Raw genomic sequence first — 20,932 nt, forward strand, 5'->3', positions numbered from 1 at the left:
TCACCGGCCGCGTGAAGGACGTCATCATCCGCAGCGGGGAGAACATCTCGCCGAAGGAGGTCGAAGACGTGCTGGCCGGCCACCCCGGCATCGCCGAGGTGGCCGTCGTCGGCCTGCCCGACATCCGCACCGGCGAGCGGGCCTGCGCGGTCGTGGTACCCACGGCGATACCGGGCCCGGACGTCGCGAGCTTGCGCAGCTTCCTGGTGGCCCAGGGCCTTGCCACGTTCAAAGCGCCGGAGCAGGTGGTCGTCTGGGATGCACTGCCGAAAAACGACGCGGGCAAAGTCCTGAAAAACGACATCAGGGCAGCGCTGGGGACAGCACCAACCGAGAAAGGTGGGTGACATGCAGGTCGCGATCGTCACCGGCGCGAGCGGCGGAATCGGCCTGGCCTGCGTGAGAAGGCTGGCCGGAATGGGCATGGCGGTGCTGGGCACCGGCCGCGACGCCGAACGGCTCACCGAGGTGCAACGAGCCGTCGGCGACCCGGACCGAGTCGCCACCGTCGCCGTCGACCTGACCGTCGACGACGCGCCGAAACAGATCGTGGCGGCTGCCACCTCACGGTGGGGCCACGTCGACTTCCTGATCAACAACGCCGGGGTGGGCAACCCCAAGCCGCTGGACGAGACAGACGACGAAGCCCTGGACTACTTTCTGGATGTGATGCTGCGGGCACCGTTCCGACTGGCCCGCGAAGCGCTGCCCCACATGCCCCCCGGGTCGGCGGTCGTCAACATCACGTCCACTTTCGCCGTGGTGGGCGGCCTGCGCGGCGGTGCCTACTCCGCGGCGAAGGGCGGCCTGACCGCGCTGACCACCCATATCGCCTGCGAGTACGGATCGCGGGGAATCCGTTGCAACGCGGTGGCGCCCGGGGTGGTTCGCACCGCCATGACCGAACACCGGTTGGCCGACGAGCGATTCCGCAGGATGCACGTCGAGATGACGCCGCATCAGCGGTTGGCGACGGTGGACGACGTCGCGAGCACCGTCGCGTTTCTGTGTTCGCCGGGCGGCAGCTTCATCAACGGCCAGACGATCGTGGTCGACGGTGGCTGGAGCTCGACGAAGTACCTGTCCCAGCGTGCCCTGACGTCGGAGTGGCGGTGAGCCTGTTGGCGCGAGGATGCGCAAAATCGCACCGCGAAGGCCCCTCGCGTGCGATTTTGCGCATGCTCGCGGGTGGGGCGCCGGTCAGCTGATGGACTCCTCCAGCCACGGCGTCAGCCACGCCACGCCCTCCGGGGTGAGGTGTACACCGTCGCTGCGGACCGTGATGCCGTCGACTTTGGCGGTGTAGGCACCCGCCGGGCTCAGCTTCTTGTTCAGGTCCAGCGTCGCTATGCCGGCCGGGTGGGGCTGTTGGGCGATGACGCGCCGCAGCAGTGCGTTCCACCGGTCGACGCGGTCCGGTTCATCCTCCGGGTACAGGCTCCCGTCCGGTTTCTCCCCGTAGCGGCTGTAGGGCAGTGTCGCCGCGACGACCCTCGCCCCGGTGGAGCCTAAAACCTCCAGTGCCCGGCACAGCTCCGCGGCCAGGTACGCGTCGAAGGTCGGATCGCCGATCTGCGTCCAGCGGCCCTCGTTCACCCGGTCCACGGTCTCCCAGCGACCCACGATCAAAACGGTGACATCAGGCTGATCCTTGGCGATCTGCTGCGCCCATCTGCCCGGCCACCCATCGCACTCCGGCTTTTGTTCCAGGGTCTTCCCCGAGTAGCGGTACGGGCCGGCGCGCACGATGCTGCACCCAATGATGGTGTGGTCGATGAAGGCATATCCGGGGGTGTCCGGCAGGTAGCGCATCAACGTCCGTGCGATCGAGTCGCCGAACACCGACACCGTGCGCGGCCGGCTCACGCCGAGCCGGGCGGGCCACCTTCCGGCCGGCGGAGGCACGACGGCCGCGGCCGCGGCCACGTCCGGTGGCAGGCCGGCGGACCGCGGGATCCGTTCGGCGACCGGCACGATCAGCACGGTCACGGCGACGGCGGTGCCGCTGGCGGCCGCCGCGAGCGGCAGCAACGGCACCCGAACTGGCCGCCAGCGGCGGATCGGCTGTTCGATCACCCACCACGACACGGCGGCTATCCCGAGAGTGGTCGCGCACCGCACGGCAAACAGCCGCGGCCCCGACCATCCGGTGCGTTCACCGTTGAGCACCAGGAAGACCGGCCAGTGCCAGAGGTAGACGCCGTAGGAGATGGTGCCCAGCCACACCAGCGGGCGCCAGGACAGAGCCCGGGCGATCATGCCGGTTTGGTGCAGCGCCACCGGGGCGATCACCGCAATCGCGGCGACCGCGACCACGCTCAGCAAGCCCGCGTGAAACTCGCGGGCGGTGCCGGTGGCGTAATGTGCGACCACGGCCAGCACCGCCAGACCGGCCGACGGCAGCAGCCGCACCGCCCAGCTGCCGCCTCGGGTCCGGATCACCGACCAGCCGGCCATCAGCGCCGGCCAGTCGCCTACCAACAGGGCGGCGGCCCCAGCGCCGACCAGCAACGCCTGCGCGCGGGTATCGGTGCCGAAATAGACACGATCCCTGGCGGCACCGGACGCCAGCGCGGCGGCCGTAACGGCCGACGTCACCGCCCCCAACGTGGCGAGCACAACCACGACCAGCCGGACCGCACCCACCGTGGGCCGCCACCCGTAGCGCCGGGCCCGTCGGTACAGCAGCAGTGCAACGGCGACCAGCAGCAGCGGCCAGACGAGGTAGTACTGCTCTTCCACGCCCAGTGACCACGCGTGCTGCAGAGGCGACGGGGTGCCGCCCCGGGTGAAGTAGTCGGTCTGTTGAGTGACGAACCGCCAGTTGGCCACCCAGAAGAAGGTGGCGATCGCGTCGTCGCGTAGTCCGGCAACGGCCTGCGGCGGGAAAAGCTCCTGCACTGAGGCCATGGAGGCCACCGCCAGCGCCATCAGCACCAGTGCGGGCAGCAGCCGCCGGCCGCGGCGGATCCAGAAGCCGATCAGGTCGATACGGCCGGTACGGCTGAGCTCGTCGATCAGCAGCGAGGTGATCAGGAATCCGCTCAGCACGAAGAACAGGTCGACGCCGATGAATCCACCCGGCGTACCGCCGATCCCGCCGTGGTCGGCCAGCACCAGGACGACGGCTGTCGCCCGCAGTCCGTCCAGTGCTTGAATACCCGGGCGGCGCCACCCCCGTCGCGCCCGGTCCGCGCCGCGGGAGGTGTCGAACCGGGCGGCGCGCGGCACCGGCGCTACCCACCGGGGTTGTGCAGCCGGTCGGCCGAGAACGCCGTTGCCGCTGATAGCTCGATCCTCTCGCTATTGGACCACCGCACAGCTTAGGGGCGGTTCACTCCCAGAACGGGTTGACACGGCCGGAGAGCTGCGGGAATCCGGTTCACACCGCGGTACGGCCAGGTCAGACGAAGTTCAGAGAAGTTCAGAGAAGTTCGGTGGTGCGCCACCAGATCAGCGCCGCGAACAACGCCAGCACCGCGAGAGTGACGACGAGGAGAACCAGGTCGCGACGTTCCCGCGGCGCATCGACGTAGGCGAGGGTGACCAGTGTGCCGGTGACCAGCCCACCGACGTGGCTCTGCCAACTGATGTGCGGGACGCTGAAGGTGAAGATCAGGTTGATGACGATCACCGCGGCGACCCAGCGGATGTCCAGACGCAACCGCCTGGCCACCACGAACGCGGCGCCGAACAGTCCGAACACCGCACCCGAGGCCCCCGCCGTCGCCGTGTCCAGCGGCGCCCACAGGTAGACCGCGACCGAGCCGCCCAGCGCGCTCAGCCCGTAGAGCACGCCGAACCGCACCCGGCCCAGCAACGTTTCCAGGGCGGGGCCCACCACGTACAGCGCCCACATGTTCACCAGCAGGTGCACCAGCCCGTAGTGCAGAAACGCCGACGTCACGAGCCGGTACAGCTGGCCGTCGGCGACGGCCGCCGACCGCAGCACCAGGTCCGCGCCGATCCCCGCCGGCCCGTTTTGCACGATGAACGCCAGCACGTTGAGCGCGATGAGGGCATAGCTGACCACCGCTGTGCCCGGTGCGCGCGGCTGCCGTACGGTCTTGGAGCCCGCCCGCACGCAGTCCACGCACTGGTGCCCGACGGCGGCACTGCGCATGCAGTCGCCGCAGATGTGCCGGTCACAGCGTGCGCAGCGCAGATAGGCAATGCGGTCGGGGTGTCGGTAGCACGTCGGCGCCTCAGCCGGTGACGCCGGCGTACTCGGGAAGTCCATCGCCTCTTTGATACCAGCGGCCTGCCGGGCCGGTAAGTTGCGGGTATGGCAGCCCGCATGCAGCGCAGAGGTCTCAACGACGCCGTCACCCGGTTCTGGAACTGGGCCGCACCCGCTTACGACCTTCATCTGCTGCAGCGCTGGGTCTATCGTCCGGCACACGACGAGATCATCGCCGAGTTGACAGAGCGCCGACCCGGGCGGGTGGCCGATGTCGCGTGCGGCACCGGGATCCTCGCCGAGCGTATCGCCCGCGAACTACAGCCCGGCGCGGTCTACGGCGTGGACAGGTCCGACGGCATGCTCGGCGAGGCCCGGGCACGGTCCGCGCAGGTGCACTGGCTGACCGGATCCGCCGAACAACTGCCGTTCGACGACGCCGCCCTGGACGCCGTGGTGACGACGTCGGCGTTTCACTTCTTCGATCAGCCGGCGGCGGTGCGCGAGTTTCACCGGGTGCTCGCCCCGGGCGGGATGGCCGCCGTCACCTCGATCAGCCCGCGCCACCCTGTTCCGTTGAGCCGGCTGATTCCGGACGGTTGGAGTCCCGCGCACCATCCGCGGCCGGCTGAGATGCGTGCGCTGTTCACCGACGCCGGCTTCACCGTCAGCAAACAACATCGGGTGCGCCGGCCCGCCGCGACGCTGGTCGTCTCGGACCTACTGACGGTGGGAATCAAGCCGTAAACCGGGCTAGGCTGGCGTGTTATGGGGTCGGCGCAGGCGGCGGGGGTGTCGGCAGCGCTGGTTGTCGCGGGCTGCTTCGCGGGCACCGGCATCGCCCAGGCCGCGCCCACGCCTTCGCCTGCCCCCACTCCGCCACCGGCATCCGCTGCCCCGCCGGCACCCAAAACCGTCATCGACAGCGACGGCAGCTACGCGGTGGGAACCGACATCGTGCCCGGTGTCTACCGCAGCGCGGGTCCGGTCGAAGGCAGCGTGTGCTACTGGAAGCGGGTCAGTGGCGGCAAGATCATCGATAACGCGTTGACCAAAAAACCTCAGGTGGTGCAGATCGAGCCGACCGACACGCTGTTCAAGACCGATCGCTGCCAGCCGTGGCAGATGACCACCTGCCCGCCGGACTGCGCAGACACTCAACAGCCACCGCCTGGCCTGCCCGGCGTGTTGAAAGGCTTCCTACCGCAACCCCAGCAACCCCAGCAACCCCAGCAAGCTCCGCAACCGCCGCCACCGCCGAAAGCCCCCGCCCCGGGCGGGGGCTGATCAGAAGATGCCCGGCACCTCGTCCGGTATGGATTGCAGCGTCTGCTCGATCACCATGACCTCGTAGCCGTGCCGCGGCTCGTCGGCCAGCAGCGCCAATACCACCAGTGGAAGCTCACCGTGACCCCCGTGACAGAAGTACCTGCGTCACGGTATCCGCGGGTGCACCGACGACCAGGGGTGCGCCGATTCCAGTTGGGCGGCTACCCGGATGAGGACGTCCTCGCGGCCGTAACCGGCGGCCAGCTGGACGCCGATCGGGAGGCCCTCGGCGTTGCGGTGCAGCGGCAGGCTGATCGCCGGCTGCCCGCTCATGTTGAACGGCGGTGTGAACGCGGCGAACCGCCCGGACCGGCGCATCGGCGCGGTCGGCTCCCCGGGATTGGTCTCGAACTCCGTCAGCGGCAGTGGCGGCTCGGCCAGCGTCGGTGTCAGCAGCAGGTCCCAGCCGTCCGCCCACCACTGCTGCAGCGCACGCCGGAAGGCCCAGCCCGCCGCCTCCGCCGTGGCGTAGTCGACGGCGGTCAACCGCCGCGCCTGCTCGACGAGCGCCCAGTTCACCGGCTCCAGGTCCGCCGCCGTCACCTCGCGTCCGAGTGTCTCGCCGACCTGGCGCGCGGCCATCGCCATCTGCGTCGCCCACAATGCCATGAACTTGTAGGCCAGGGTGGTGTCGGCGAGGCAGGCCGGCCACGCCGGCTCAACCGTGTGCCCGAGTCCCTCCAGCATCGACGCCGCGGCATGCACCGCGGATCGGCAATCCTCGTGCAGGAAGTCGCCGCGCGGATGCACGTCCAGCAGCCCGATGCGCAACCGCCCCGGGTCCGCACCGACCTCGTCGGCGTACGGACGCTGCGGCGGCGCCGCGATCACGGTGTCGCCGATACCGGGCCCGCGCACCGTGTCGAGCAGCGTGGCGGTGTCGCGTACCGTGCGGCTGACGCACAGTTCGACGCCCAGCCCCGCCTCGGCGCGCACCGGCCCGACCGTGATCCGGCCTTGACTCGGCTTGAGTCCCACCAGCCCGCAACACGACGCCGGTATGCGGATGCTCCCGCCGCCGTCGGAGGCGTTGGCGAACGGCACCATCCCGACGGCCACCGCGACCGCGGAGCCGCCACTCGACCCACCCGACGTGCGGTCCAGCGCCCACGGGTTGCGGGTCGGCCCCCAGGCCAGCGGCTGCGTGGTGGGCAGGCTGCCGAACTCCGGGGTGTTGGTCCGCCCCGCGATGACCAGCCCGGCCGCTTTGAAACGGGCGACCAGCGTGGTGTCGGTGGCGTCGACCTTGCCGGCCCGCTTCAGCGCACCGTTGCCGTTCGACATGGTCTGGCCGGCAAAGCTGGTGAAGAGGTCCTTGAGCAGGAACGGGACACCTCTGAAGGGAACGGACGGGCCGGCGGGCAGGTCGGGGCCGGCGGCCACCGACCTGGCGTGGTCGAACCACTCAATGACCACAGCATTCAATGCCGGATTCGACTGCTCGATCCGCTCGATCGCCGCGTCCAGCAGTTCGCCCGGCGTAACCTCACCCTTGGCCACCAGTTCCGCCTGGCCGGTGGCATCCATCCACCGGGTCTCCTCGGCGAGAGTGCTCACGGCTTCCGGTTTACTTCGCGGCGTATCGGTCACGCAGCTTGGTCAGGGATGCCTCGATGCCCTTCTCGTTGGCTTTGACCGAACCCGTCAGCTGGTAGAACGCCCGTTTGAGCGGACCGGCGTCGTGATAGTCGAACGTCTCGGTGACCCGGGTCAGGGTCGGTGACAGCGACTCGAATTCCCATCGCCAGCGGTGGCCCTCCGGGTGGCGCCATTCGACCACTTCGTTCGGCTGGAGCGCGGTCACTCGGCTGGTGATGCGATACGGCACGCCGTATATCTTCATGTTCGTCGAAAACTTGGACCCGACAGTAACTTCCGCTGGTACCCTGATGTTGTCGCGAACCGTGCCTGATCCGTCCAGCTCACGGTGGCGGCGCGGATCAGCTGCCATTGCGAACAATTCGGCCGCCGGCGCGGCCACCTCGACCGCCCGGCTGACCCGCCGGGGTCCCGCGTCGACAACAGTGACGGTCATCGTGTCTCCCTTCACATACCCCACGATGCTTGCAGATCGAGACTACGCTTCAGCCCACCTTCAGAGATTCAGTCCGGAGAACATCACCCGGCCGGGGTCATACTTCTGCCGCACGGCGCTCAGCCGGGCTAGATTCGGGCCGAAGTACCGCGATGCCGGCTGGCCTGCCTCAAGGTAGTTCACATAGCCGCCAACCGAATACGGCCGCACCATCTGGTGCGCGGTGTTCAACCAGTCGGTCGCCGCCGCCGGGGAACCGGACGTCTCCACGTACCACTGCACCAGCGCGGACTGCCGACGCCACGGAAAGGCCGTGGCCCCAGGTGCCACGCTGGCCAGCGCCCCGTCGAGTGCATGCATGATCACCAGCAACCGGCCCGCTCCGCGCGGAAACGCGTCGGCGGCAGACGCGATCGCCGCAGCGGCGGGCGCGGTGATGGCCGGCAGAACATCGGATCCGCCGACATATCCCAGCGGCGACGGAGTGAGGTTTCCGACGGCCAGATGCCGCACCAGCTCCATGCGGTTGAAGGTGTGGTTGTCGGTTCCGGCCGGTTGCATGCCAACGGCCGAAACGATGGCGTTCGCCACGCTGCCTCCCGACCCGACCGGGCAGGTGGCCAGAATACGGCCCGGCATACCCGGCGCGTCGGTGGAGCAGTCCGCCAGTGCCCAGCTGTTCCGGTCGGCGGTGCGCAGCCAGTTCTGCCAGCCGACCAGGACCTGCGCGAACGACTGGGGTGCGAAGTTGAGGTTCACGACGTCGACGTCCCCGGTGGGGAACGTGGCGAAGGTCAACAAGGTGGTCGCCCCGAAGTTGCCACCACCGCCGCCCCGCAACGCCCAGAGCAGATCGGGGTTGCTCGCCGCGGAGGCGGTGACCGCCTGGCCGCCGGGCAGCACCACCGACGCCGACGTCAACGCGTCACAGAGCAGGCCGGCGTGCCGGGAATCGGCGCCCAGCCCGCCGCCCAGGGCGTGCCCCGCGGTGCCGACCGTCGGGCAGGTACCCGTCGAGACGCCGCGGCCGTGCTCGGCCAGCGCCTGGTGCAGGGCATACAGGCCGGTCGCCGGGGTTACTGCGACCTGCCCGGTGGCTTCGTCGTAGCTGATTCCCCCGGGCAGCTCGCGCAGGTCGAGCACCATGGTTCCGTTCGCCGTGGACGCCCCGATATAGGAGTGCCCGCCAGCGCGGGGAGCGACCTTGAGGTTGTTGGCCGCAGCGAAGGCCATCGCCTTCTGCACGTCTTCCGGTGATCTCGGGATAACCACCGCCGCCGGGGTCAAGTCGTTGTAATTGGTGTTGAAAACCTGTTTGGCCGCTCCGAATTGGGGGGCGTCCGGTCGTAACACCTGCCCGTCGATGGCTCCGGAAAGACCGTCCCACGCGGAGGTGTTCGGATCGGCGACCGCCCGAACCGAGCCTAAAACCGCGCCGGCGGCTAACGCTCCGGCCGCACCCCGCAGAAACGTCCGGCGGGAGATCTCAGGCGTCTCACGCTCCAATGTCGGGCTTCCGCGATTGCGTCACGTCCCGCATTGTCAACCACGCGGCGGCAAAAACCGCGGTGCCACATGACGTGTCGCGTGACCACTCGAACGTGCACAGAGTCGGCCTCGGTGACTTAGCTCGTGGTGTCACCATCCGTCCTGTGCACAGCGGACCGGTGGTCTTTGCGCAGCACCGGCTGAGCTATATTGGCTCGGTTATCGTCGTGCCCTGGCAATTGGACCTCCACAAGACCATCGTCACCGAATACTCGACGCACGAACGGCACGTGCGACCCCGGGTGCGAACGACCTACCGGAGCAGGAAGGCCCCGCCTTGACCACGCCGACCGTCGCAGTGTTCAGCGCACGCGAACGAACCGACTGGCCGTCCACCCGCCGGCAGCACCCCGGTGTGACGCCGAGAAGTGGCGTCGGCACCAAGGCCCGCGTCGCGCGCGAGTCGGCGTAGTCAGGTCCGCGCATATGCAAGGACTAATCGTCGACGAGGCGCAGCGCGCGTATTCCGGGGACTGCCCGGCCGATTTAGGTGACAACATCCGTACGCAGCTGCAACGGTACGGCGTCAATGACGTCATAGATCTGCGTACCGATGATGACCTCAGTGAGCTGTTGGACGAATGCCCTTCCCAGAACGACGTGATAGTGATCTGTTCTGGCCGGCAGCTGACACCCTCGGTGGCGCGTCTGCTGACGGTGCGATCGGTGCGTACACCATCGCATTTCGTCGTGTGGAACCCCGGCGACAGCGGTCGTATCGTTGCCGCCCGTTTGGCATCGCCCGATCTGCTCCAAATGAATTGCCGCAGTGCGTGGGACTTCGAAGATGAGCTGCAGAAAATTGTCGACATCAAGAAGCTGCATCGGTACACGTTGGAGGACATCATTGCCAACGACGCCATTCGCGTTGGGGGGTCGTTCGCCACATCGGGTGTGCAGCCGTACTTTCGCAAACAAGCGCATGGCCGTGGTTCACTGAAGCTGCGCGACGAGGCGCGTTTCTACGAGCAGCTCCCGGCTCCGTTGGTCAACCCCTATCCAGAAGTGTTGTTCTCCCGTACAAAAGCTGATTCGGTCCAGCTGGGCCTGGAATACGTTGCCCACCCCAACCTTCGCGATTTGCTGCTCAATCTCCAGATCACTCCCGCTCGCGCAGCCGCGGTACTCGAGCAGGTACTCGACTACGAGTACAACCACGCTTACCTGAGCTATCTGGGTGAAACGCCGCGGGGCTATGTTCAGGACTATCACTTCGACCGCGTCTGGAACCGCCTCGCGGTAACCATCGATCTGGATCCCGACTTTGCTCCCCTGATACACAGTCCCCGGCTGCAGATCAATGGGCGGGTGATTTCAAATATTCCGGCAATGCTGTACCAACTGGAGCAAGACGCCGGCGTGGTCGCAGAATTGACGCCACCTGGAGTATCGCCACACATTCACGGTGATCTGCACTTGGAGAATATCCTGTACGACCAGGAGTCGGATAGATTTTGGCTGGTCGACCCACGGGGCTATCCCGCCTGCGACATATACTATGACCTCGGCAAACTGTCGCACAGTTACAACCGGCACTACGACCTGCTCCACGAGGGCCGCCACGAAATCGGCCACTACATCAGCGGCGATACTGCGGTTTTGGAGTTAAGGCTGAATTCTCCGCATCTCGAAGACGTATACAACCAGCTGGGCCAGGCAATGCAGAGCATCGTCACCAGGGTCCTGCGGACAGACAGCGAACAGCTGAATTCCCGCACCATGTTCAACGAGGCCATGCACTTCTGCTCCGACATGCCGTTCCACATACACCCCGACGCGTCGCCGAACGTCGCGGCGGCCATATACGCCACAGGTGCGTCGCTGCTTGCGGATGTGCTACAGGAATTTTCGATCGACGCGGACCCCTGCGAAGAGGATCACCACCGCGGGCTGAGGCGCATGAACGAGGTGGCTCGCAACACCTGGCGGCTGGACGGTTAGCAAGGCTCGGCGGGAAGGAACCATGCACGACGTCCACGCGCAACTGGTCGTCTTCGACCTCGACGGCACACTGTTGGATGCCGACCACCCGATTTCGGGTGCAACTGCTCGGGCTCTGCGCACACTGCCGCAGCGCGGGCTCCAGGCAGCCTTCGCCAGCTCGCGGCCGCTCGCATCGGTCGAGTTGTTCGCCCGACGAGTGGGCGTGGCGACGCACCTCATCGGATTCAACGGCGCACTAGCCGTATCCGTCGATGGGCGCCGGTTGGTCGAGGAGAGCTTCGTGCTGGATGCGCGGCTCATAGAACTGCTTCGCGGGTTCGCCCGTGACGGCGGTCTGGTCAACGTTTATCGCCGATCGCATTGGCTGGCGGTGGGCCCCGCCGCGGCCATCGACCACGAGGAGCGAGCGACGGGCCTGGCGGCCGATTCACGATCCCCTGCCAGGGCTCTCGCGGATCTTGATGGCAGCCCTGTCCTGAAGATTATGTGTCGCGGCAGCGAATCCGCCTGCAGACAGGTGGTTGACGCAGTGGACGAGTTCTCGGCTTTGACGGCGGTCTCCGCCGGACGGGATTGCTGCGATATCCAGGCGAACGGTGTCGACAAGGCGCGCGCGGTTCGAGAACTCTGCCACCACCTCGACATCGCACCGGGTGGTGTCGTGGCGTTCGGGGACAGTGACTCCGACGCCGCGATGCTGCAGATGGTCGGCTACGGTGTGGCGGTGGGTGCGGCGAGTGCCAGGGCCAAAACGGCGGCACGCGAGCTCATCGCCGGCCCGGGATCGAACGCGGTAGCCCAATGGCTGGACAGAATCACGACGGCGAGCTGACGACTCATTAATCGCCATGGTAACACCGGTCGAAAAGCCCACTGACGTACTGGTCTTGGGTGCGAGCGGGCGCGTCGGTGAGGCGTTGGGGCGCCTGCTTCCCGGATACGGGTTCGCCGTCCGAAGTGTGTCGCGGAAAGCTGCGACGCCGGACACCGCCGGCGTCGACGTCTGTGATCAAAACGGGCTTGTGGCGTGCATCGAGGGGATCGACCCGCGTGTCGTCGTCTACGCCGCGGCAGTAGCCGATCCGGACCGCTGCGAAGACGACCCGTCGACGTCCTACGCCGTCAACGTGATTGGCGCCGGCTGGGTGGCCGAGGCGGCGGCGAAGACAGGCCGTCGGGTTGTCTATTATTCGTCGGACTACGTGTTCGGACAGCCCGGCAGATACTTAGAGGACGCACCGGTGATGCCGCTGCAGGTCTACGGCCGGCACAAAGCCGAGGCCGAGAAACTCGTGTTGAGCCAGGGCGACAACATGGTGATCAGGCTGCCAATGCTGTTCGGTAGCAGAGACTTTGTTGCCGAGACCGTCGAAGCGCTGGTCCGCAAAACGCCGCTGGTCCGCGACGATCGGCGGCGTTATCCGATTTCGGTCGAGCACGTCGCCCGCGTAACGGGCACCGTCATCACGACGAAGGCCCCGCCTGGCATCTATCACGCGGCCGGTGTCGACGTGGTGACGAAATCCGAGTGGGCCGCCTACATCGCCGGGTTGCTCGGTAAGGCGCTGCCCCCGGCCGCGGTATCCACCACAGGCCCGATTGCGCGCCGGCCGTTGGACATCGAGCTGGCCACCCGGCATCGGCAGATGCGCACCCGGCAGGGAGAGCTGTGGGCGGCTACCCGTGCGCGGGTTGCCGAACTGGCTGGCTGAGGAACGCGGTTTCGCTGCCGATGCGGGGTGCGATCAAGCGACTCGGCGCGGTCGTGTCAGCCATGGGCCGTTCGACAACCAAGCCACGGGATCGCTGGTCAGGTGTCGGGGCGCTCTCCGTCTCCAGTGATTCTGCACCCCGCCAGGCGGCCGGCAGCAAGCGATGAGCGGCCGCCAACGCAAGGAGTGCTGCGCCGGCCGATCCCACGCCCTGGGCCCAGCCGAGTGGGCCGACCGGGGTGCAGCCGAGCAGTTGGCTGATCCCAGGGGTGCCGATCATCAACGCGAAGGCGCCAAACGAGCCAGCGGAGGTGAGCAGCACCAGCGGGGCGTGCGAGTCGACCAGGGATTGGCCGAGTTCGGTGGTGACCAGCGAGATCAACGCCACTGTAGCCGCGCGTTGCGGTCGCCCGGTGAGCGATGCCATCGTCCACGCCGCGGTGGCCGCGGCCCCGGTGATGGCGCCGCGGAATGCCACCGCACGCATCAACCTGGGTTTGTCGATGCCGTTTGCGACGCGCTGCACCGGTCCCACCGGGGTGCTGACCGCTACTGAGGTGGCAGGCAGGGCGTCGGTAAGCATGTTCATCAGTAACAGCTGCCGGTTGTTCAACGGGGAACGGCCGGTGATCGCGGTGCCGACGACGCCGAAGATCACCTCGCCAACGTTGCCGCCGAGCAGCCCGGACACCGCCAACTGCACTCCGCGCCACAGCCGCCGGCCCTCGTCGATGGCGTCGGTCAGCGCACCGATGCGGCCGTCGGTGAGCACGATATCGGCTGTGGTGTGGGCTGAGTCGCTGCCGCGTGCGACGACACCGAGTCCGACGCTGGCGGCCCGGATCGCGGCGGCATCGTTGGCGCCGTCGCCGACCATGGCACACACCTTCCCGGCGCGCTCCAGGGTCTGGACGATCTGCACTTTGTTCTCCGGCGACATCCGGGCGAAGATCACCCGCTGGCACACGGCGCGTTCCTGGTCTTTGCGCGACAGGCCATTCCACTGCGATCCGGTGATCACCTGATCGGCGGTGACCGGTACGCCCAGTTCGGCGGCGATCGCGGTGGCGGTGACGGGGTGGTCACCGGTGATCAGCCGGATCCCTATGCCCCGGTCGGCCAGCGCAGCGAGCAGTTGGGGCGCTTCGGGGCGCGGGGTGTCGGCGATGCCGAGGAACCCGACCAGCGACAACCCGGAGCCGCACAATTGACTGATGCCGTCCGGGTCTTCCTTGATGGATTGCGCCTGCTCAGGGATGAGTTCGCGCTGCGCTACCGCGATCACCCGCAGACCCTGGGCAGCCAGGCCGGCCACGGTATCGTGCACGTCCGGGCCGACGCCCCGGCAGTTTGCCAGCACAACTTCCGGGGCACCCTTGAGGGTCAACTCCGCACCCGATACCGAGGCCGAGAACGCTCTACCGGAGCGGAAAGGCAGATGAGCGTCCGGTGCAAAGTCGGGGGTATCGCCGGCTGCGGCCTCGATGATGGCCTGGTCGGTGGCGTGGGCGTGGGCAGCGCCCTCGGGTGCCGGTGCGGCGTGTGCAGCGCAGCGCAGCACATCGGTGTCTGAATGCCGCTCTACCGGGTGCACCCGGATGACCCGAAGGCGGTTCTCGCTGAGCGTGCCGGTCTTGTCGAAGCAGACCACCTCCACGCGACCGAGTGCCTCCACCGACCGCGGAATGCGCACCAGCGCACCGGTCTTACTCAGCCGTTGTGACGATGCATGTTGAGCGAGGGTGGCCATCAGCGGCATGCCCTCCGGGACCGCCGCCACGGCGACTGCGATGGCGTTGCCCAGCGCTTGGCGAAGCCCGCCACCGCGCAGCAGTTCCAGCGCACCGACCAGTGCGCCGCCACCTGCGCTGGCCGGGAACGCTTGGCCCATCAGCTGGCTGAGCTGGTGCTGTAGGCCGACGACGGGCGGCTCACCGGTTGCCAGCTCGGTGGCCCGGCGCGCCTGGGTGTCGGCTCCGACGGCGGTGACCAGCGCAACCGCGGTGCCCGCCACCACCGTGGTGCCCGCATAGAGCATGCAGCGCCGCTCCGCGAGCTCAGCACCCGGTGTCGCCGCGGTCTGCTTGTCCACCGACAGCGACTCCCCGGTCAGCGACGACTCGTCGACCTCCAGATCCGTGGCCTCGATCACGCGCGCGTCCGCCGGGACCACCTCGTTGCTGCGCACCTCGATCACATCACCGGGCTGCAGCCGATCCGTGACGACCTCGCGGTAGACGGGCGCACCGGTTGGTCCGGCGACGACGGTGCGAGCCGGTGGGATCTGTCGTGCCAGCAAGCGGTTCAGTCGGTTCTCGGCCCGGAGCTGTTGGGCGGCCGCGAGCGTGCAGTTTCCGATCAGCACCGTGCTGACCATCATCGCGTCGATCGGTGAACCCAGCATCGCGGTGGCCGTCGAGCACAGTGCCAGCACCGGCATCAGTGGATCGGACAGCTCCGCTCGCACGGCCCTGGCGAACTGCCACACCGCATTCGGGGGTTGCACGTGTTCTGTGTTGCCCATGTTGGGGTCCGGTGGCGGCAATACCTCGCGGACCTGCTCAACCGACATCGCGTGCCACTCATGAGCAGGGGCCGGCTTCGGGACGGGCGTGCGGGCGGCCCGGCGGGCCAGCAGGTATCCCGACAGCAACCCGGCAACGGAGCCGAGGGTCACCGGTCCGCCCGGGCCACGCCCGCCCCGGGCACCGGGCACCATCAGCACCGCACCCAACGACGATGCGCCGGTAGAGATCGCGATACCGCGTGCGGTCGCTTCCCGAGCCGCCGGCAGGGCGTGCAGCACCCGCCAGGCGCCAGCCAGGTCGGCCAGGATCAAATCCGCGTCCCAGGGCGGTGCGGTGTCGGTGTTCGGCATGATTCCCAGGGCCACATCCGCAGAGCACAACGCCTGCGCACCCGAGGAAGACAGCACCGCCACGGTGCGCCCGTCCTGCTGCAAATCGGTCAGCGCGGCGGCCAGCGCCTCGTCGAACGCTGCGTCACCCTCGCCGTCATCGACCGGCCGCAGCTCGTCGAACGCAGGCCGCAGATCGCCCAAGAACCCGGCGTCGAGTGAGACTATGTCCACGCCGGCCACGCGTGCTTCGGCCAACAGCGCCGACGCCAACCGGTGGTGCGCAGGTGTGACGAGCGCCTCGATCGCTCGCGTTCGGCTAGCCCGGCTAGCCCCTCGGACCCCGCTAACCGGATGCCAACCCGGGCTCAGGCCGGGCTGATCGCGCAGGGCCTGCGCCTTGCGCCAGGCCGCGGCGAGCTGGCTGTCGCCGGCACCGCGAACACGCACCACCCGCAGTTGGTCACTGCAGAGCACGCGCGGGTCGATGAGCACAGTGTCGACCTTGTCGAGGCAGCGCAGACCCTCCCGCCGCAGCGGCAGCACCCCGTGCTTTTCGGCCAGGCTCTGTGCAAGCGTCGCCGCGAACGACTCGGTTGTGGTGCGCATGGCTCTCGGTGCGGCTACGACCGCCGCGTTCGAAGCCATGGCGACGTTGCGGTTGATGACGCCGACCAGACTTGCGCCGATCACCTGCGTGATCGCCATGCGCTTGCCGTGGCGTTCGGCCGGTCCGGGCGGCAGCGGCACCGGGCGCGCTGGCCAGCGGGTGTCCGGTTGGTCGGCGTAGCGCGCCAGCTCCGGTTCAAGGCGACTCCACGCTTGCGCTGCGGCGTGGTTCTCCGCGGCCTTGATGGCCTGCATCGCCAGGTCGACCGAGAGCGCCGCCGGGGACAAGGTGGCGATGCGCGCGCCGAGGGAGACCAGCAACAAGACGGTGTCGGTCGCCCCGATGCCTATCCGGTCTCCCAGCAGCCGACGTACCCATGGTTGATAGTTCGCGAACGCCGCTACCGCGTCGACGGCGACCGGTGCTGCCGGTAACCGCAGCGCTCGGCCCACCACCGCGATGGCCAATCCGGTGGCGTTGGCAGCGACCATCGCCCCCCGGGTGACCATCAGCAGACCATCACCTGGCAGGCCGGCCGCATGAGTGCCGCCGTTGGCCTGGGGGCACTGCCGTTCGGCGTCATCAACGGCGCGACACACCTCGCCCAGCGATGTCTGGTCGCCGTCGAACTCGACGACGACCCGCGACAGTGGATAATTCAGGCTGACTTTCGTTACGCCGGGCCGGGATTGAAGCGAGTCGAGCACTGCGCGTCCGCGTTCTGCGCCGTCAGGGCTGTTCAGGCCACGCACCTCGACCCACGCGCGGCCCTCACCACACCAATGGCGCCGGGTGAGCGCCGAAACAGCACCCTCGCCGGACAGCAGCTTGGCGCCTTGCCGGGCCGGTGCGGCAGCGATGTCGACACTTGCAGCGACTATCGTCCCCACAGCTTCCGCGGCGGCGGATGCACTGCGGACCGCCGCGTCCACGGTTGTGGCGGTTGCCTGGATTCCCATCGTGATCACACGCAGCGGCCGGAATGTTCGGATCACTTCGCTACCACCCAATCGCAGAGAACCAACCCGGCAGGCGCTCCAAGTCGTCCACCCGGTTCGGACGTTGACCCCGTTGCTCGGAGCGACCCCGATCCTGCAATAATTTCGTTGATTACGCAAGTGGTAGAATGTTAGAGCGTATGGAACCCGTGATCAGCGGTGCGGCACACTAGACATCACTATGGCAAAACACGCAGAACGGCCATTCGAAGTCACTACTTCAGTCGGCCGATCCGACGAGCCGACCCAGCCGCAGCTAGCCTCGGCCGCAGGCACTTTCACGCTCCTCGGCAGCCCAGCACGGTTACACGTGCTCTGGCTGGCCGCCCAAGACGCCTACGACGTGACAACGCTGGCGGAACGCACCGGCCTCGGCGTGGCCACCATGAGCCAACACCTGACAAAGCTGCGCCTCGCGGGCCTGATCAGCGCACGCCGAGAAGGCCGCCGCCACATCTACACCGTCGACGACCCGCACATCCTCACCCTGATACAGCAGATCTTCGCCCACATCGCCCCCGACGGCAGCCTCGCGCCCGACCCGCCACTCAATCGCTGAGCCGCCCTTGGCCGATCGAAACGTAGGTTCTCACGGTTCACTGCACTGGCTCGCTCTGCTGGCGATGGCGTTTGCGATTTGTCTTACCTTTTCCGCGCTGCGGGCGGCAGGGTCAGTTTTCACGTGCCGCTGACACTATGCTCCACCGATCCGAACCACCGCCGTAGAATCGGAACGTCACCAGCACGTACAGCAAGCGAGCACTGGAGCGCCTTCGCGAGCACAGGGACGACATCGGCGCTGTGCTCACCAGGTACGGTGCCAGCAACCCACGGCTTTTCGGATCGGTAGCCCAAGGCACCGCTGGCCCGGGCAGCGACGTCGACATTCTGCTGGACCTCTCCGAAGCAGGACCAGGTAGCCGACTGTCGCGACTGTCCGGCATTCGTCTCGAACTAGAAGAATTGCTCCAGATGTCCGTTGACGTCGCCTACGACGGACTGCTCAAAAAGGGCGTATCCGAGTCGGCGCGCGGGCAGGTCATCGCCTTGTGACCAGATCCGCCCGAGGCCGCTTGACCGACCTTCAGGCAGCGATCGCCAAGGTCTACGACTGCCGGCCGTCCCTGAAAGGCCAGCATGCCGACATGGCGGTATCGGCGATACTCCGCGAGATCGGCGTCTTCGGAGAAGCGGTGAACGCCCTTCCAGAAGGCGTCACCGCCAACCAAACGGCCGGACATCTCTTGGCGCCAGATCGCCGCGATGCGGAATTTCCTTGTTCATGAATACTTCAACATCGACTCGGCCGTCGTGGAAGACGTAATCACAAACGATCTCGGTCCGCTGAACACCGCGGTCACGGCGCTGCTTGACATCACCGAAGGCGGCGGCCAGACCGATGATCCTGCTCACTGAGAAGCCCCTACCATGCAATCGAAAACCGCGCCGAAACCGCCGCTACGGTGTCTCACCACCGCTTCAAATTTGAAGTCCATTGGAAATCATCCGTGAGATTTTGAAGTCTGGCGTGAGATCCTACAAACTGCGCGATCACCGCGCCATGTTGGTGAACCGCGACAGGTGCAGTTGATGGGCCACCGTGACCGTCTTCGTCGGCCCGTTGCGGTGCTTCGCCAGAATCAGATCCGCCTCACCACCCCGAGGATCGTCGCGTTCGAACGCATCCGGCCGGTGCAGGAGAATCACCATGTCGCTATCTTGCTCCAAAGAGTTGTGAACTGAAATACCCTGTGCTACAAAGTTATTCGTATCAGGAACAGTTCCGTCATAGACGTCCTGTGTGCCGATGCTAGTGATGTCCACGATTTTGTCCCAAAACACATCGCTTACTGCCAGGGCGTGCAGCTCCATGTCCTCGAGCAGAGTGGCCGCGCGATGCAACCGGGAGCGACTCGGTGCATGTTTCCACAGAGTTGATCCGCAAAACTGGATACCCATGGCGGACGCAAACTGCCGATGTGTCACTTTTTTGGCGGCGAGAACTTCTCTTACCCGCGCCCAGACTTCCTTCGGCACTGTGTCCAGGTTGGGGTTGCGGGCCAAGTCCTCAAGGTGAGGGAGCACTTCTCTGGCCGCGATTGCCTTTTCCCCCTGAGCACCGACATGATGCAGAAACCTGACCTGATTCTCCGCGCCGTAAATATGCAGGTTCCACGAGTCGCGGTAACCAACCTTGCGTATTCGCTTGATGCGGGCGAAAACGCCCGCCCGCAGCAGAAGGACTGCCATGTCATCGATGAGCCGCCGACTGGTTGACGCATAGTAGATCCGCGCTTGGCCGATCTTTTCATCCCACCGCACCGAGCCATCGGTCGCCCACAGATGCCGTATGAAAAGTGCGATCTGATCGTTGGGCAATGCGAAAACCGAATGTGGCACGAACTTTTCGTGGCTCCGCTTGCCGAACAAGCCAAGCCCATCCAGCCACGCCGCAATCGGATTCCGCCGCCCGCGCGTCAAGTGAAAGGGCGCAGGCAACCGCAGCGTCGTGCACCGCGCCGCCGGGTAGTCATCGCGCACCGCGGTCACACCGAAGTGCTCGGCGGCGGTCGTCACGGCGGCAAGGTTGGCCTCGTCGATGCTCGCGTAGCGGATCGGCTGGTTCTTGACACACGACCCGTCGCCGATCATGTGTGCCAGCAGTATCACTTCCTCGTCCGGAAGTCGTTGCGTCTGCACCGGCTCGGGCACCCGCCGCGGCACCGCCAGCCGATCGCCGACCTTCAGCTCCCCCATGGGAGTCCACCCGTCCAGCGTCAGGAACGGATGGTTCGCCGTGGCTTCCACTTCGCGGCCGGACGCCAGCCGGAGCTTGAACACTTCCCGGTGACCACTGGGGAAGACGTTGGTCATCGGCCGGGCCACCATCCGCAGCTGCTCGTCCAGCGACCATACCAGCGGGCGCTCGCCGGTGCGCAGCAGCTCACCCAGCGTCACCTCAGCGCCGGTGTCGGCCAGCAGGATTCGTGTCGAAGCGGTCAAACAGCCCGACTCGCGCAGGTCGGCCAGCATCGGCTTCTTGTCGGTGCGCTGCTCGGGCCCGCGGTTGAGCTGGCTGATGGCCACGACCGGAACTTCGAGTTCTTTGGCCAGCAGCTTGAGGTTGCGGGAGAACTCCGACACCTCCACCTGCCGCGACTCGAACTTCTTGCCCGAGGTCATCAGCTGCAGGTAGTCCACCACCACCAGGCGCAGGTCGGCTTTCTGGCGCAGCCGCCGCGCCTTGGCGCGGATCTCCATCATGGTCAGGTTCGGCGAGTCGTCGATGTACAGCGGGGCTTCGCTGATCTGACTCATCCGTCGGGCCAGCCGGGTCCAGTCGTCGTCGCTCATCCGCCCCGACCGCATATCGGCGAGCTTGATCTTCGCCTCGGCGGACAGCAACCGCATCACGATCTCGGACTTGCTCATCTCCAAAGAGAAGATCACGCTGGCCATCTGGTGCTTGATCGAACACGACCGCATGAAGTCCAAACCCAGCGTCGATTTGCCCACCCCCGGCCTGGCCGCGACGATGATCATCTGGCCGGGGTGCAGGCCGTTGGTCACGTCGTCGAGGTCGTGAAAGCCGGTCGGCACGCCGCGGGCCAGGCCGCCGCCGGAGGCGATGGCATCGATCTCGTCCATGGTCGGTTGCAGCAGGTCTTCCAGCGGGACGAAATCCTCGGACAGCCGCCGCTCGGTGACCTCGTAGATCT

The 20,932-nt window shown here is 67.0% G+C and carries 17 protein-coding genes; 10 read left to right on the forward strand and 7 right to left on the reverse strand.

Going from position 1 to position 20,932, the window contains the following annotated elements; all coding sequences use genetic code 11:
• Positions 1–347, forward strand: a 347-nt coding sequence (locus tag AC2VON_RS10900) for an AMP-binding enzyme (protein WP_486952967.1), incomplete at its 5' end; no start/stop codon positions are given.
• Between the two features lies 1 nt (position 348).
• Positions 349–1,116, forward strand: coding sequence for an SDR family NAD(P)-dependent oxidoreductase (locus AC2VON_RS10905; protein ID WP_486952968.1), 768 nt, complete (start codon positions 349–351; stop codon positions 1,114–1,116).
• Positions 1,117–1,200: 84 nt separating this feature from the next.
• Here the strand turns inward: AC2VON_RS10905 and AC2VON_RS10910 are convergent, their stop codons facing one another.
• Positions 1,201–3,231: an acyltransferase family protein gene (locus AC2VON_RS10910; protein ID WP_486952969.1), complete on the reverse strand. Its 2,031-nt coding sequence runs from the start codon at positions 3,229–3,231 to the stop codon at positions 1,201–1,203.
• A 193-nt stretch (positions 3,232–3,424) separates the two neighbouring features.
• Complete coding sequence (locus AC2VON_RS10915) at positions 3,425–4,240, reverse strand: rhomboid family intramembrane serine protease (protein WP_486952970.1); 816 nt, start codon at positions 4,238–4,240, stop codon at positions 3,425–3,427.
• Positions 4,241–4,285: 45 nt separating this feature from the next.
• Here AC2VON_RS10915 and AC2VON_RS10920 point away from each other — a divergent pair, with 45 nt between their 5' ends.
• Positions 4,286–4,927, forward strand: a complete 642-nt coding sequence (locus tag AC2VON_RS10920) for a class I SAM-dependent methyltransferase (protein WP_486952971.1) — start codon at positions 4,286–4,288, stop codon at positions 4,925–4,927.
• Between the two features lie 21 nt (positions 4,928–4,948).
• Positions 4,949–5,467 (forward strand): Rv1352/Rv1906c domain-containing protein, encoded by a 519-nt coding sequence (locus tag AC2VON_RS10925; RefSeq protein WP_486952972.1) that lies wholly within the window; start codon positions 4,949–4,951, stop codon positions 5,465–5,467.
• A gap of 147 nt (positions 5,468–5,614) precedes the next feature.
• On the opposite strand, the gene AC2VON_RS10930 is transcribed toward AC2VON_RS10925, so the two are convergent.
• The 3 genes from AC2VON_RS10930 to AC2VON_RS10940 are packed head-to-tail and all read right to left on the reverse strand — an operon-like array spanning position 5,615 to position 9,050.
• The gene (locus AC2VON_RS10930) at positions 5,615–7,066 is read right to left on the reverse strand and encodes an amidase (protein ID WP_486952973.1); all 1,452 of its coding nucleotides are present in this window, start codon (positions 7,064–7,066) and stop codon (positions 5,615–5,617) included.
• Positions 7,067–7,076: 10 nt separating this feature from the next.
• Positions 7,077–7,544, reverse strand: coding sequence for an SRPBCC family protein (locus tag AC2VON_RS10935; RefSeq protein ID WP_486952974.1), 468 nt, complete (start codon positions 7,542–7,544; stop codon positions 7,077–7,079).
• Between the two features lie 60 nt (positions 7,545–7,604).
• On the reverse strand, positions 7,605–9,050 hold the full coding sequence (locus AC2VON_RS10940) for an FAD-dependent oxidoreductase (protein ID WP_486952975.1): 1,446 nt from the start codon (positions 9,048–9,050) through the stop codon (positions 7,605–7,607).
• Positions 9,051–9,518: 468 nt separating this feature from the next.
• Here AC2VON_RS10940 and AC2VON_RS10945 point away from each other — a divergent pair, with 468 nt between their 5' ends.
• Genes AC2VON_RS10945 through AC2VON_RS10955 form a run of 3 tightly spaced genes read left to right on the forward strand, consistent with a single transcriptional unit; the run spans position 9,519 to position 12,748 of the window.
• Positions 9,519–11,033, forward strand: coding sequence for a hypothetical protein (locus AC2VON_RS10945; protein ID WP_486952976.1), 1,515 nt, complete (start codon positions 9,519–9,521; stop codon positions 11,031–11,033).
• Positions 11,034–11,055: 22 nt separating this feature from the next.
• Positions 11,056–11,868 (forward strand): Cof-type HAD-IIB family hydrolase, encoded by an 813-nt coding sequence (locus AC2VON_RS10950; RefSeq protein WP_486952977.1) that lies wholly within the window; start codon positions 11,056–11,058, stop codon positions 11,866–11,868.
• 16 nt (positions 11,869–11,884) lie between these two features.
• Positions 11,885–12,748 carry an SDR family oxidoreductase gene (locus tag AC2VON_RS10955; RefSeq protein ID WP_486952978.1) on the forward strand — a complete coding sequence of 288 codons (864 nt, stop codon included), beginning with the start codon at positions 11,885–11,887 and terminating at the stop codon, positions 12,746–12,748.
• On the opposite strand, the gene AC2VON_RS10960 is transcribed toward AC2VON_RS10955, so the two are convergent.
• Positions 12,714–17,174, reverse strand: a complete 4,461-nt coding sequence (locus AC2VON_RS10960) for an HAD-IC family P-type ATPase (RefSeq protein ID WP_486952983.1) — start codon at positions 17,172–17,174, stop codon at positions 12,714–12,716. The two genes, AC2VON_RS10955 and AC2VON_RS10960, sit on opposite strands and share 35 nt — an antisense overlap.
• 220 nt (positions 17,175–17,394) lie before the next feature.
• On the opposite strand from AC2VON_RS10960, the gene AC2VON_RS10965 reads away from it, so the two are divergent.
• The 3 genes from AC2VON_RS10965 (at position 17,395) to AC2VON_RS10975 (ending at position 18,499) form a co-directional block, all read left to right on the forward strand.
• Positions 17,395–17,772, forward strand: a complete 378-nt coding sequence (locus AC2VON_RS10965; RefSeq protein ID WP_486952979.1) for an ArsR/SmtB family transcription factor — start codon at positions 17,395–17,397, stop codon at positions 17,770–17,772.
• A 242-nt stretch (positions 17,773–18,014) separates the two neighbouring features.
• A complete protein-coding gene (locus AC2VON_RS10970) occupies positions 18,015–18,266 on the forward strand; it encodes a nucleotidyltransferase family protein (RefSeq protein ID WP_486952980.1) in 252 nt (83 codons plus the stop codon).
• A 20-nt stretch (positions 18,267–18,286) separates the two neighbouring features.
• Positions 18,287–18,499: a hypothetical protein gene (locus AC2VON_RS10975; RefSeq protein WP_486952981.1), complete on the forward strand. Its 213-nt coding sequence runs from the start codon at positions 18,287–18,289 to the stop codon at positions 18,497–18,499.
• 265 nt (positions 18,500–18,764) lie between these two features.
• On the opposite strand, the gene AC2VON_RS10980 is transcribed toward AC2VON_RS10975, so the two are convergent.
• Positions 18,765–20,932: replicative DNA helicase (locus AC2VON_RS10980; protein WP_486952982.1), on the reverse strand; the 2,168-nt coding region annotated here is incomplete at its 5' end.

The organism is Mycobacterium sp. TH-M82 (genome assembly GCF_057473605.1).

Bases quoted from the DNA above. Each gene is read 5' to 3' on its own strand.
- AC2VON_RS10935 (WP_486952974.1), bottom strand. From the start codon at position 7,544: ATGACCGTCACTGTTGTCGACGCGGGACCCCGGCGGGTCAGCCGGGCG.
- AC2VON_RS10925 (WP_486952972.1), top strand. From the start codon at position 4,949: ATGGGGTCGGCGCAGGCGGCGGGGGTGTCGGCAGCGCTGGTTGTCGCG.
- AC2VON_RS10920 (WP_486952971.1), top strand. From the start codon at position 4,286: ATGGCAGCCCGCATGCAGCGCAGAGGTCTCAACGACGCCGTCACCCGG.
- AC2VON_RS10955 (WP_486952978.1), top strand. From the start codon at position 11,885: ATGGTAACACCGGTCGAAAAGCCCACTGACGTACTGGTCTTGGGTGCG.
- AC2VON_RS10915 (WP_486952970.1), bottom strand. From the start codon at position 4,240: ATGGACTTCCCGAGTACGCCGGCGTCACCGGCTGAGGCGCCGACGTGC.
- AC2VON_RS10965 (WP_486952979.1), top strand. From the start codon at position 17,395: ATGGCAAAACACGCAGAACGGCCATTCGAAGTCACTACTTCAGTCGGC.
- AC2VON_RS10950 (WP_486952977.1), top strand. From the start codon at position 11,056: ATGCACGACGTCCACGCGCAACTGGTCGTCTTCGACCTCGACGGCACA.
- AC2VON_RS10905 (WP_486952968.1), top strand. From the start codon at position 349: ATGCAGGTCGCGATCGTCACCGGCGCGAGCGGCGGAATCGGCCTGGCC.
- AC2VON_RS10945 (WP_486952976.1), top strand. From the start codon at position 9,519: ATGCAAGGACTAATCGTCGACGAGGCGCAGCGCGCGTATTCCGGGGAC.
- AC2VON_RS10960 (WP_486952983.1), bottom strand. From the start codon at position 17,174: ATGGGAATCCAGGCAACCGCCACAACCGTGGACGCGGCGGTCCGCAGT.